11 protein-coding genes are annotated in these 13,935 nt (G+C 38.6%); all 11 read right to left on the bottom strand.

Going from position 1 to position 13,935, the window contains the following annotated elements; genetic code table 11:
• Positions 1–67 precede the first annotated feature (67 nt).
• The 11 genes from D9X91_RS16650 to D9X91_RS16700 all read right to left on the bottom strand — a co-directional run bounded on the left by D9X91_RS16650 (position 68) and on the right by D9X91_RS16700 (position 13,935).
• Entirely contained in the window at positions 68–469 is a 402-nt protein-coding gene (locus D9X91_RS16650) for a GNAT family N-acetyltransferase (protein WP_121681784.1), read from the bottom strand.
• A gap of 123 nt (positions 470–592) precedes the next feature.
• On the bottom strand, positions 593–1,210 hold the full coding sequence (locus D9X91_RS16655; RefSeq protein WP_121681785.1) for an HAD family hydrolase: 618 nt from the start codon (positions 1,208–1,210) through the stop codon (positions 593–595).
• Positions 1,211–1,316: 106 nt separating this feature from the next.
• Positions 1,317–2,075: a hypothetical protein gene (locus D9X91_RS16660; RefSeq protein WP_121681786.1), complete on the bottom strand. Its 759-nt coding sequence runs from the start codon at positions 2,073–2,075 to the stop codon at positions 1,317–1,319.
• Positions 2,065–2,916 carry a hypothetical protein gene (locus tag D9X91_RS16665; RefSeq protein WP_121681787.1) on the bottom strand — a complete coding sequence of 284 codons (852 nt, stop codon included), beginning with the start codon at positions 2,914–2,916 and terminating at the stop codon, positions 2,065–2,067. Before D9X91_RS16665 ends, D9X91_RS16660 begins: the two co-directional genes overlap by 11 nt.
• A gap of 1 nt (position 2,917) precedes the next feature.
• A complete protein-coding gene (locus D9X91_RS16670) occupies positions 2,918–4,828 on the bottom strand; it encodes a hypothetical protein (protein ID WP_121681788.1) in 1,911 nt (636 codons plus the stop codon).
• A gap of 275 nt (positions 4,829–5,103) precedes the next feature.
• On the bottom strand, positions 5,104–5,409 hold the full coding sequence (locus tag D9X91_RS16675) for a hypothetical protein (RefSeq protein WP_121681789.1): 306 nt from the start codon (positions 5,407–5,409) through the stop codon (positions 5,104–5,106).
• A gap of 61 nt (positions 5,410–5,470) precedes the next feature.
• Complete coding sequence (locus D9X91_RS16680) at positions 5,471–6,154, bottom strand: uracil-DNA glycosylase family protein (protein WP_121681790.1); 684 nt, start codon at positions 6,152–6,154, stop codon at positions 5,471–5,473.
• Between the two features lie 291 nt (positions 6,155–6,445).
• Positions 6,446–7,948, bottom strand: coding sequence for an amidase family protein (locus D9X91_RS16685; protein WP_121681791.1), 1,503 nt, complete (start codon positions 7,946–7,948; stop codon positions 6,446–6,448).
• Between the two features lie 119 nt (positions 7,949–8,067).
• Positions 8,068–10,560, bottom strand: coding sequence for a restriction endonuclease-like protein (locus D9X91_RS16690; protein WP_121681792.1), 2,493 nt, complete (start codon positions 10,558–10,560; stop codon positions 8,068–8,070).
• Positions 10,561–10,563: 3 nt separating this feature from the next.
• Positions 10,564–13,092 (bottom strand): MrcB family domain-containing protein, encoded by a 2,529-nt coding sequence (locus D9X91_RS16695; protein ID WP_121681793.1) that lies wholly within the window; start codon positions 13,090–13,092, stop codon positions 10,564–10,566.
• Positions 13,093–13,500: 408 nt separating this feature from the next.
• The gene (locus tag D9X91_RS16700; protein WP_121681794.1) at positions 13,501–13,935 is read right to left on the bottom strand and encodes a hypothetical protein; all 435 of its coding nucleotides are present in this window, start codon (positions 13,933–13,935) and stop codon (positions 13,501–13,503) included.

A 13,935-nucleotide genomic window follows, 5' to 3' on the forward strand; every position in this document is an offset into this window, starting at 1 on the left:
AACGTAATCGTCTCAGTAACTTTTCAACAGTATGGTTGTACTGTTCAGCATTCAATCGATTTCAACTCTAATTAAAAAGTCGAAGAATAATAGTTCCTGAACCATCATTATCCTCTTCGAATCCATGTTTTTTCCAAAATGAATCAGCTCTTTTAGTTGAAGCGTATAATTCAATTACAGAACCCCGGGTTTCTTTTTTAATAAAATCAAGTATCTCGCTTCCAATCCCATTCCCTTTATGAAAAACTTCAAAGTTATCTATACATAGGCTATTTTCATCATACGTACCCTTAGAGTATTCAATTAGAGCGACAACTTCACTTTCAACTTTTATCTTTTGAATAATAATCTTTTTTCCATCTTCAGGAGCTGTAAAATCAAAAAAACTTTTGGTCATAGCCCATGTATTTAATGTCAAAAACTTTTCATAAGTTTCAAAATCCTCTTTATTACAATCTAAAAATTTCATTTTATACCCCTCATAATTGACTTCTATTCATAAAATTCTCTACCACTAATAAAATTGGCACACTTATCTTTAACAATATAAGGGACATGTTCACTGTCCCTTTTTGGTTCATTGATAGTCCTTTTAAAAGTGTTCCAGCAGCTCTTCAAAAGAATCGATCATAGCTTCAGCATCCTCCACATCTCCGAATCCATAGCGAGCATAAACAAATGGAATCCCCGCTTCTTTTGCTGCTTGCTGATCCCCCTTTGTATCCCCGACATAGACGGGGGCTTTCAGCTCGTTGCGTTCCATGATCAGCTTAATATTTTCCCCTTTGGAAAGACCGGTCCTCCCCGGATTTTCATAGTCGATAAAATACTTTTCCAGGCCATGATAGTGGTAAAATGCTTCGATGTAGCCATGCTGGCAATTGCTTACGATGAATAGCTTATACTTGTTCGCCAATACCGAAACAACCTCATCGACCTTATCGTAAAGCTCCCCACCGTGTTGACGGAGGTGACCAATTTCATGCCTCGATAAGTCGCTCAGCAGTTTCTCCCTCTCGTTTTCATCGAGCTCCGGGAACAATTTCTTTCCGATTTCCTTCATCTGAAGCCCCATCGTCTGCTCAAAATGCTTTCGTGTTAGTTCTGTATTGACTTTGTTATGTTCACTGATGGTGCTATTCCATGACCCTAACACGGTATCAATTGAATCCCACAGGGTTCCGTCTAGGTCGAAGATGATGCTGTCCATAATAGTACCTCTCCTCACTGTTTGTAATTAAGTAAAACAATTAAAAAAGCCCGAAAGCAAACAATGTTCAGGCTCCTTACTTTATAAACTTTAATAATCCAATACCCTATACCTCTTCCAGCACCTCAGTAGAATCATAATAATAACTCAAATACTTTAAAAAGATAGGCTTTAGCTCATCCTTCTCTAACATGGGAGACATTATAACCGGATAACTCTTATTAAATTCAAATATTACCCGCCTGCCGACCCGTTCGTCTTTTCCCAAATCGTCCCTGTTTTTTATTTTCGATTTTAAGATTTTGGAGAGATCTAATTCATCGATTATATCCAAAATGTTTATTAAAAACCGGTCATTCCGGAAAATTTCATACTTAATAATATAGTTATAGATATCTAAGTTATCGACTAATAATGAATAGTAACGTTCTCTTTGCTCAGGATCTGTTACAAAATCATTTATATACTGGGCTCCGAGGACACATTTATAAATATAATTCTCCCAGTCAAATTTCTTCAGTACGATGTTATTAAAATGATTAATTCCTTCATTAATTTTAGGATAATTCTCTAATAAATATTCTCTTTTCGTTACCAAAAGTGAATGCCAGAAGAGTTCATTTAGATGGATATCCCTATCTGTATCGAGATAATAATCTGTAAGGATACGGATTGCTTCTAAAAACAATTCCTTACGTTCGGTCTCGCTGCCTTGCGCGATATAGATTGGAAAGTCTGGTGTTTTATCAAGGTGTACGACCTCATTAGAGAAATATTCTTCCTTCACCTGAAGTTGATCCTCTAAGAAATCCTTGTAGAATTGCTCATTATTTTTGTAGCCTTTTTCTAAAAGTCTAATTTCCACTTGAAATTAACCCCTTTACAACAGATGTATATTTTTCAATCATCCGATCGGATATGGCGTAGATCACTTCATCAATCGTATCGATGCTTAATTCTTCTACCATCTTCTTCCTCATAAGATGATACAGTTTTAGATCGAGAGGATTGGCTGGTGGATCGATCTCAAGCAAATCCACAGATTCATTATCTTCACCGTTATTAACGATGAAACGCTGCAGAGCCATATGCATTCCAGTATAGACATAAGGGTTATTTAAAGTGTTGCTTTTTGGCAGGTTATTAAACTGGAACTCTTCATTTCGATATTGAATGACTATGGTTTCATGGCTTAGTTCAATCTTTATCGCTGACTTTAGGTCTGGATTAAGCTTCTTTTCAAAAAGTTCCAATGGCTTGGTAGTACTTCCTTCAAACATAACTACATTGGAATAACCAAGGATGGAATGTTTCGGCACTACAATTTCATCCTTAAACTTTTCGTAAAAGATGCTTAAATCCTCATTGCGTCTAAAGGATATATCTTCAATCGATTGAATATGCAACTGTATTGACGTACGGCTGCTTATTGAAATTCGGGATTTTAGCAGTTTGATCGACCGTTGTGACAAATCCAATTTAAAGAACTTATTGTCCTTTGACTGAATAATTAAAATTGGAATAGCTTGTCTGTTCTTTAACAGGTTGTTCATAAATTCCGAGTCAATTTCATAGTTAAAATCAAACTGATAATGGTGCACGTTTTCATGTAGTTCCACATCTAAAATAAACTGACTGGAAGCATAACTATTGGACGTATTTGTAAGTACAGGATATGGAAAGTTGGCATCTTTTTTATAGATCATGTTACACCTCGATGTAATACACAAATTTTAGTGATTTGTTAAAGTTGTCTTTAAGTCTTAATTGAAGTTCTGATACCCCTTGACGGATTCGAACATCCTTAATGACGTTATTATCGATCTCATATTCTTTTCCAGAATAAAGATCGGCAATTGAATGGTAGTTACCTTGCAGGTTAAACTCATCCGTGTACTCAACACCCATACCATCAATAATAGAAAGAGAGATGTCACAGGTTTCTTCGTTTGTAATCAAATCACTCTCGGTAAAATTGAACTTAATTAATTCTTTATTTTCCAGAATAATTCGCTCCACCATCTCCGGATTTGCGCTATATTTTGTCTTTAGCTCTTCTTCCGATTCCGTGACCTTTTCTTCTCTTTTTTGACGCTTTAAGGGATCACGTTTTTTCTCTGTTTTTTCTTTCCCGTCTTTTCCTTCTGGTTTTTTCTTCTTCGCTTTCTTCGGAACATCTGCGGACGCTTTAACAACTGACTTTCCTTTGTTAATCATGACAGTTCCAAGACTCTCAGATAAATCATTCTTAAATTGAGTTTCTACAACGTACAGAATATCTTCCGTGTTGAGCACACCGTCTGTAGGATTGTTTTCTTTTATCGCTTCTTCAATAACTTTTGCCATCTCACGAGATAAGTTATTGATAAATCGTTTTGCACGTTTTTGCAGCTTAGCATCCTTAATATGCTCCCAGGATAATTCTGTATGGGATTCATTTTCGAGGGACTTTATGTACGCATCTTCATCTGAGCCGCCAATAAGAACGGCGTTATAAGGTTTGTTCGCATTAGAAGCCACTTTAAAATCTTCTATCTTCATCCCAATGGTTCTAACAATGGCGACACGGCCCTTTGGAATTTGTTCGTTATATCGGAAATATAAATTAAAATGATAATCTCTAACGCTATCTGACACTTTCAATTCTCTAGGTGTTTCGTTCAAATAGGTATCTACATATAAAGGGGTGAATACTTTTTTCGACTCGGTAATTTCCTGTTCATAATACTTGGCGTCTTTCACATAATTAATGATCGTCTCACGAGTAATTTTCTCTTCATTGACGATAACCTCAAGTTTCCCTTCTAAAATAGATACAAAGAAACTATCACAAATGCTCTGTATGATATCATTCTCATTATCATATTCTTCTCTAAGAAACGGAATGATGATTTTCAGCCCTCTGGTGTTTTTCGCAAAAACAGAATGAAAATTGTTTTCGTATGGATAAAACTTGGATTCATCACGGTTAATATCTGTAAAATAACCAGTAGAACGATAATATTTTCCCTCGTAGAAATGCTCAATTAGTTGAACCGTTCCTCCTAAGTGCTTATCTCCATGCTCATCACAGTTAGCAAAGTACATAAGGTGTAAATCTGATGCAGCATTGGAAGCAATTTTCCCTACACCATGAGAACCGCCGCGTGATGTTTCCATCTCAGAATCAGCCTCTTCAAAATGAACGCCCTTGTTGTATGCATATATTCCCCAAGTATCACGTACACAGTTGCTTTGACCATTTTTAGCACCAGTCAGCCCTCTTGTATTGGAGTCTTCAAACGATATGTATCTAACCTCTTCCTGGCTGATTTTATTAAGCATATGATCAATTGTTTCTTTGGTATAACTGTTTCTTCCTTGTAAAGACTTAATGCGATCAATCACATCATTTATCCCAGGAATGTCTGCCTTCTTAATACTTCCGGTCTTAATCGTTAAAGTAACCGGCCCCTCAGAGCCAATTAAACGACCATCCATCGAGTTTTGAGTATTTTCACGCGTGAGACCGGTTACACGCATATTATAAAAACGCTCTAGAATTTTATTAAAATTTGATTCTTCTATATTTGGGATTGGTGAGAACTTCCATAAAGGATCTTTCTGCTGTGTATACATGGTTTACTCCTCTTCTGATAAAAACTCTAAATTCTTCTTAACATTTTACATGATCACCAAATTTATGTAAATTAACTGTAAAATTCGCAAGGAAAAAGAATGATTTATAGATAGATATTATGACTCATATGTGAGATTTTTCATTCGATAGTTTAGTACCTTTTCGTTAGATTTTTTTTATAAAAAAAATCATTCGATGGCATCGAATGATTGAAAAAAACTTCATATAATAAACTACTAAAGCTGAGCCATTTAATAGTTTAATCTTATTTTAATTACAGATAACTATACTTAGAAAGCTTATTCTTAATAAAGTACAATTCTTCTTCAGTGAAGAATTTATGATACTCTTCATTCTCATATATAAGGGCTTCCACTGTTAAATCAAGCCTGCCCATTTCCCATAATTTAGTGAATCCCTCAGTGGGAGTATTTGATATAGTTAGTTTTCTTGCTATTGTAACTGGACTCTCATTGGTGGATATCATCTGTAAATATCTTGAGGCATTATAATTACACTCTTTTTTAGCTTTAATATAAATATTATGCATATCTTTTTTTAAGTCTAATGTATTCTCCATTTCAAACCACCCCAATTAGTTTAAAATACATGCCACTATTGAGAATTCCTTCGATCATAAGTTAAGATAAAACATTTTTCTTATCTCCAATTAGATCAGTTAATCTATTTACATATATCTCCTTGTATTTTACAGCGTTTTTTCCTATAGAACAATAATAAGGATGTGGTAAGCGGTCGGCTACCGGAAATTGTAACCTCCCATCTTCTCTCATTTTCTTTAATGTTTTTTCAACCTCTCTGCTCAATGGGACAATAGTTCTTGGCTTAAGAATTTTCATTTCTTCTATAAATGAATCGGTAAATCTATCTGATAAAGACTCTGGTAGATCATAATAATTTAAGTTTTTCTCTTCTTTCGTAAATCCAAACCATGAAATATTCGTCATATAGATACTGCTATAGTAGGATTCAGTCCCAATTTCATTAATAATGGACTTTATAAATTGCGCACTGGATTCCTTATCATTTCTATCAAGGTCAGAAATTATTTGAGATACAGAATCAAAATCAAGAAACGGTATTCCAGTCTTTCCAGCACCATTTCTCCCTGGATTAATTCCACAGAGTACAACTCTTTCTGATTGATTTGAATATACATGCTTATAATATTTCTTTACTAATTTAAAATTTTTATAGAATCCATTAAGTACCGTTATTTTTTCTCGCTCTAAAGTTTCTCTTAATTCTAGATCACTTTGCATATCCTCAAAAAAGTTGTAGTGCAATTCAAGAATTCTTTCCACATGATCACCCCACTATATATTGCATATAGACTTTACATTCTATAAATTAGAGTAATTATCCTTTTTATTCCTTTAACTCAATTTTTAGGGATCATAACTAATTTTAGTTTAAATACTTTTAGACTTCCTCAAAAAAGAGTGATTAACAATGAATAAAGAGATACTAATGTTAAAATTCATAATTGCCTTTTGGACGAAGCAACTACAGGAAACTGGGGGATTGTTATCTCGCACCTTCTACTCTAATCATTTCTATTTTTACAAACTCAACTATCCCTTGTTCCCCAAGCTTCAAGCTTGAAACACCGGATTTTCACGGAAATCCAACCAATAAGGCGACTCCTCCAGCTCCCCTGCCAGTTGATACAGCAGGTGTTCACTCCCTCTCGCTGCCATGAATTGTACTCCGCACGGCAGTCCGTCAGCGGTTTGATGCAGCGGGACGGACATGGCGGGCTGTCCGGTCAAATTCGCTAGTTGTGTAAAAGGGGTTCGCATGAGGCTCTCCGTGGCGAGTTGGTCTACGATACCTGTTTTTTTCAATAGGCTGCCCAATCGCATTTTGCCGATGAGATTAATGGCCAGTTTTTGCATCGGACTTGGATCCAGTTCGCCGATTTTGGCCGGTGGGAAGGCAGTTGTCGGCGTCACATAGAAGTCATAGGTTTCATGGAACTGTTCCATGATATACGCCGCTTTATCCCATTCCCTTAAATGAAGGACAAATTCCTCTGCCGACATCGATTTTCCGAGCAAGCCCAAAATCCAGGTCGTCGCCTCTACATCGTTAAATCTTGCTTTTCTTCCAAGCACTTGCTCACTTGACTTGATCGCTGCCGCCACTTCCCCAAAGTACATCATCATATAGCTATTGGCCAATTTCACTCCATCGATGGCAGGCGTCTTTTCCTCTACATGATGGCCCATCGACTCCAACATTTTCACGGTTTTCAAAACGGCTTCTCTACATTCCGGGTGCACCTCTGTTCCGAGTGGGGAATCGAAGGAAAAAGCGATTTTCATCGGATGTTCCAAAGGAATATTCGCATAATCAAGATATGACCCTTGAAAGAGAGGGGCATGATGGGCTGCCGATTTTTCATGGACCGATAATTCATCGAGCATGGCGGCGCTGTCCCGCACGGATCTTGTGAGGACGTGATCGACTGAGGCCCCCTGCCAATTCCGGCCGACAGTTGGTCCAACCGGCGTCCTTCCCCTTGTCGGCTTTAATCCGAACAACCCGCAATAAGCAGCAGGAATCCGAATCGATCCTCCCCCATCATTGGCTCCCGCAATTGGCACCATTCCAGATGCGACAGCTGCAGCCGATCCCCCGCTCGAACCTCCAGGTGTATGCCCCATATTCCAAGGATTCTTGGTCGGGCCATAGAAAGCAGGCTCGGTATTTCCCATCAGCGCAAACTCCGGTACATTCGTCTGGCCGAGGAATATCGCACCGACCTCCCGCAGCTTTCGGACATAGTTCGAATCCTCGGCTGCCCGGTACTGCTGCAGCGACCTCGATCCTGACGTGATCGGCTCCCCTTTCACTTCCTGGGTGATGTCCTTAAGCAGCATCGGGACACCCATGAACCGCCCCTCTGGAATCGGCATATCTAGTGATTGCTTCGCTTGTTCATACATTTTATGTATCACAGCATTTAAGTTGGGATTATGCCGTTCGATTTCCTGAATCGCGCATTCTACTAATTCATTCGGTTGCACTTCTTTCTTTCTCACTAATTCAGCCAAGCCAAGTCCATCATAATCTTTATAGGAGATTGGAGACATATCGTTCACCTCAGCGTAAGTTCTTTACTATAAAATTCTCCAACAGATTGGCCTACACCTTTTATTTTTCAAAACTAATGGGTATATTTTCCTGGTGGATATAAAAAAAGGTGCCTCTTCTATATGAAAAGGCATCTACCTAAAAATGATTTTCTAATGATCTTAAACGCTTGTGTGGGCTGCTTTTGGAAAGTTTCAAATGGGACTGCGTTGATGAGATCATCATGCTGCATGATCTCGATTTGTTCATTTTCCTCATTGAATAACACTTCAACATGTCCAATTTGATACGCCTGGATTTTTCGAGCGTGATCTATTGTGACTTCATCCAAGCTTGTTCTCACTTTACTTTTGAGTCTTCGCAGCATCCGCCACAGCTTAATTTCTTCAGCGGACTTCATAAACAGTTCAGGAAGTTCCTCTGCTTGCACCAGTAACGGCATGGTCGTGATCAAATATGACTGAATGCCGTATCCGACTGGCTGGATGACGTTCTTCAATGTCTTCCAGCTTTCGACCTCAAACCTTACTAGATCCCCCTCCACTTTTACGTCAAGGATCCTTCCGTAAAATTGAATCCCATTGGCTGCACCTGTTGCATCACTCACATGGCTTGTGACATATAATGCAGCATAGACACTTCCTTGCCAGCCTCTTTTCAATTGGGCAGCTTCCACGTCAATATATTTGAATCTCTTAAACTTTTGATACATATCCTCATCATTCACCGTCGAGACGAGAACCTTTTCATCCAACGATGACTGCCAGTGAGTCCAGGCACCGGCAGGCAATACCCCTTCCTCTTGCAGGTCCTCTGGGCTGCTTTCGATTAGCCGCTCTACCAACTGTTCAACAAGCATCGTTGAATTCGGCAGAAACGGAAGCCCGCCAATATTCACTTCATCGATGCTTTTATAAAAAGGATGTTCACGATACGCCTCTTCCTCGTTCCATGGAAAAAGAACATATGCCCCGAACGCATACCGCTCAAAATGACCACGGTCATGATGCTTCTGTACTAAAGCATCCCGGTACCGATGCATCGTATTAATATCCTCTTCCATCGGCCCAACCCGCTCAGCATTACTTTCCTCGGGGTTCTTGTTAAAGTCAAAATCGATCCGGTATTTGGCATCAAAGACATAGTGATAGCGGTTGTGGGCATGCTTCTTCTCGACTTCGAGCATAATGTCAGGTTTTTGCGTAACGGTTGGGAGCTGACCGTCTCTTTTTTGAAAAGATAAAATGATCCGCTCATCGGTTTCAGGATGCAGAAAGACTTGTTTTGCTTGTGCGGTTTGGTCCAAATTCACAAACAGCGACCCATGGCTGATTTTCACAACATCCTGGTATTGTGGGATATAGTTTGCCCGAAGTATCTGGCCCATTTTGAGATACGTCCAATACTCATAAAGGGTCGCAACATCCTTCACAGACATTTTATAGAGCTCTCCTTCAAGCATCAGTCCTCTTGTCACAATGAGATAGATTTTATAGGCTTCCCTGTAGCCCATTTTCCGCTGAATGACCATGCTTGTCGCTGTCCGGTCCAACCCACTGATTGATTTCCAAAAAGGTTTGTTTAAAGAAGTTTTCAAGGCAGCCTGCATCAATATGGTCTTTCCTAATAAATCGTCATCTGCTTTCTTTTCGTATCGACCTGGCTGACGTAGTTTCTCTTCCAAATCCTTCAGTTTATGATGGAGCCGCTCCATCATCCACTTCACAAATCGGTTTTCAAGCGTATCATACGTTATCGTTTTTCGAGCCGTTAGTCCTTTTACAGGAAAGACGGGTTTGTCGTGCAGAACTACTCCATTTTTCGTTTCTACAAAAAGCTGGGGATTGCGGCGCAAATACTTTCTCCCTTTTTGATCAAGCTTCTTGATCCGCTCACCTCTCACCAGCTGATGCTCTGTCAACAGCTGATGGTGCGGCTGCTCCTCAATGCGTTGAATGGATCGAGTAAAACTGCCGATATAAAATTCAATTAATCGATAGAACTCTGCTAAGGACGGATTTTCCGACAAATGACTCGAGGCGCCCAGGAACGTTTTCTTGATAAAATGAAACGCCAAATTATACACTTCATCATTTACTTCTTCCAAAAGCTTATGATAATCATCCTTATAGCTTAACTTCGTCGGGAAAATTTCAAGCTTCACTTCCAGTAAAACCTTCTTATCGTGTTTAACCGAAAAGCTCGTATACCCGACTTCATTCATAAATTGAAGGTTCCCCATGAGAATCGGATGCTTGCCTCTTCCAACAGGTTCGACTGCTTTTCGAAGCCCTGGGTGTTCATGATAAAAGCTCAGTATTTTGTCATGTTTAGGCGAAATCACGATCTGATAGATGCCATTTTCAAAGAAGATGGGAGAGAGCGGGTGGTCATCAAGTCCCCTCAGCGAATCGTGCTCCACGTCATAAAGCTCAACGGACTCGACTGCTTCTCCCTCATAGGTAAAAGTCATTTTCTCTTTTTCAATGGATGTATGCTTTCTATATTGGGAAAGACTTTGAAATCTTGGATTATATGGAGTCCCTTTGATAAAAAGGGTAAAATCCTCGGTTTCTATAAATAAAAGCTCCTTCGTTTCAGATCCATTCATTTTTTAACTACCCCAGAAGGAAGCAAAGCCATCGCGAACAATGTTGGAAATCATGCCGGATAACTTCTTCGCAGACTTCTTAAAACGGGCTTCACGAATAATCGATTCATCATGCTGCTCGCTCCAATCATGGCTCGTACAAAAACGGAATAGCTTTTTTAAAGCATCTTCTGTCTTCATATCGTTCCCTGTTAAACGCGGCAGCACCTTCTGAAGCAGCTGATAGTCAAAGGCATCATCCTGACTCATGAGCTTCCCTTCATCGTTATAAATCATATAAAAGCAAATCTCATCTCGAACCCGGTAGCCAAAATGTGCTTTAATCGGTTCCAGCGTTTTATTGACCTCTATCAGAAGTTCAGTGACCTCTCTTATTAACGATTCATAATTAGAAAAGGCATCCTTCAAATTCAGAAACCGCCCAGCCAGCTGATCGTTCGAAACAGAAATAGCTTCTACCTCAGAATCTTTTGTTAAGAAACCAAAATGATCCAACACTACCTCATTGTACTCAATCGTATTGGCCCGATCTAACACCTTTGGACTGAATGGATAAGTGGTTTCGTCCATATTGACGGTACCAATCACATAAAGATTATCCCTTAAGTACAACGTTCCAAACTCTTCACGATCCACAATTGGCGCTGACAAAAATTCGCCATCAACACGTTTCCGACTCTCCATAATGCTTAATAAATCACTAAAGTAGTACTCCACACGTGCAAGGTTCATCTCATCCAGCAACACAAAATATGGTTTATGCAGATTCTCCGGCTTATTCGCTTCTATTAAAACTTTCGTAAAAGGACCTGGCTGGAACACTCCACTTATATTCTCATAGCCTATTAAATCAGAACCATCGCTCCAGTCAGGACGAACGGGGATTAAGGCAAACTGACCGTTTTCTGCTGTGGCGCCAAGGCTTTCAGCAAATAACTCTACAATTTTTGTTTTACCTGTTCCAGAAATACCGGATAGAATGACAAATGGTTTGGTTTTTAAAGAAAGATATAAATTGAAAATTTCTTTTCGTTCGTAATAGAATCCTTTGTTTGAAATGTATGAGTGGATATGATCAACTATCTCACTATCACTCTTATTACTTGTTACGTCTGGTTCATCTGTGTTTTCACCCGAATACTCTATGTAACGTTCATAATAACTCATCATTTGCTCCAAATCGTTTATTAGCTCCTCTTCAGAAGGAAAAGAATCTCTTTGGTATTCGATGTAGGCTGCAGTTGATAAAGCATAACCTTTTGCTTTCGATGACTCTCCTAAATACAACTCATCGTCCTTTTTCACTTTAGGGATTGTTTCAACATTATCCCGGATTTCCTGTTTAATTCTGAGCATATCTTCTCGAGAGGTTTCAGTTACGCCTTGCGCTAGAGTAAGATATAGCCTTTTCATATCTTCGCTAAATAAATAGACAAGATAATAGCCTCTTTGAGTAGAGGTCGTAATCTCTCTATTCATGATCGCAATCCACGGAACAGAGGCCCAATTTCCTTGTCCAACTGAAGCTGTTACAGAATAATCGTTATCCATGTAATCCAACTTATTAAATTCTGCTGGAACTTCTTTACGAACGTAGCTCCCTAGCTGATTTCCCCCAAATGGTTGTGTTCTTGCATTAAGGTAATTATCCATTATGTATAAGAGCTTTTCACGAATCATTGTATTCTCCTTTGAAATGGTCAGAGATATTAACGGATTTAACTGGTTATCGATTAGGTCAACTTCTTGAAGCCAATTGAGAAGATGGTTCGTTCTCTCTTTAGCCACACTCTCTACCATTAAGTTTTCTCCAAGAGAATTCCTAACGATCAATTTCCCCATTTCAACTAAAGCCTGCTTCTTTTCTTCAGGGGTAGCTTGTTTTAAAATCGCTAGTAATTCCAGTGCCATTTTAAAATATTCCTTAGTTAACATCTGTTCCCTGAATACTTCAAGTTTGTCATCTGCGCGTATGTATTCCATTAATAGCTCTTCATTCCGATGTTGATTATGATCAATGAAGCCAAGCAGCCTTAAGTCTTGCCGAGCTCTAGACTTTATTCGGTATTCATTTCCTTCAACCTGTTTACTTAAGCTTTCAGGTTGATATTTCCCTTCAGTTATTTCTTGAAGAAAATTCATCACCTTATCTAGAGGCTGGTTTGGCAGATCGTCTGTCTTAAATTCAATTAATGAAATAGCTGTTCTTTGTTGTTTTTCCACCGCTCTCCCAAATGGTAGTTGAGAGAAAAAAGACATAACAAATGATGATCTTCCTTTTGTCTGTATAAAATCTTCGGCAGTAGCAATTCGTTTCTCTAAAAATTCATTCCAAGCCTCTTGAAGGAAATCAAAAGAAATGAATTCTAAAGAATCATTTTTTTCTCCTCGTTGAAACTTATCTAAAGAAGATTCTGTTTCTACATAAATCCCGTCTTCATCCATTTTTCTTATATAGTTTTTCTTTTTTAAAGTTAACGTTTCGATTACTTTATTTTGTTTTGCTAGCGCCTTTAATATTTCTAATATCATGGCTATCTCCTAAATCTTTGTTTCTACTAGTATATCAAATAATTTCCAATCGATAAATTTCATGTGGTTTAAGGACATATTTAAATTAGTTTTAAAAAACAAGAAAGCACATCTCAATAGATGTACTCACGATGTCAAGAAACGCTCGACAGCCATTTTTTCACTAACTTCACTATTTCACTGCATTAATTTCATATATTACAGATTTCAATGAAAAAGATTGTAGATTCAATGTTAAAGCCAAAAAAAGAAATGCAAATAGAAGTAGAATTTATTTTTATATTGAACTCATTTCTCAAGATCATTGAAAAATGCCTGACCCTTTGCACAGTAATGGACTAGGGTCAGGCATCAGTATGTATTTCGAATTAAAATAAAACTATACAGACCCACCTGCTGCTTTTTCCATCAAAATGGTACTTCATCCTTCACCCTGAGCGTATATTCCATGAGATAAAGCTGAATGTCATGGTCTTCTTTAGTGAAGTGGTACTGGCCGTCTGTTAGAGAAACTAGATCCTGGAGGTCATTTTCCAAGAGTTGGGTGAGACCGGCGTGGGCATATTGCTCCATAAGTTGGGTCATTTCCTTGTAAGAGCCCAGCTGACCGTTTTCTTTGTAGTAGACGGATTTTATCATAGTCCATTCGTGTTCTGAAAGGGTTACGGCACGGCACAGTTCGTGTTTTTGAGGGACCAGGCTTTTTTGATTTTCTTTTTTGCCGATCATGGCACAAAAGGTGAAGAATTGGCTATTTTGCTGAAACAGCGTTTTTCCCATGTGGTGATAGAGCGGGAAGTGCTGTTCATCCACATAGATTCGCAGCTGACCGATATCGGACAT

The sequence above is a fragment of the Falsibacillus albus genome (assembly GCF_003668575.1).
Classification (GTDB): domain Bacteria; phylum Bacillota; class Bacilli; order Bacillales; family DSM-25281; genus Falsibacillus; species Falsibacillus albus.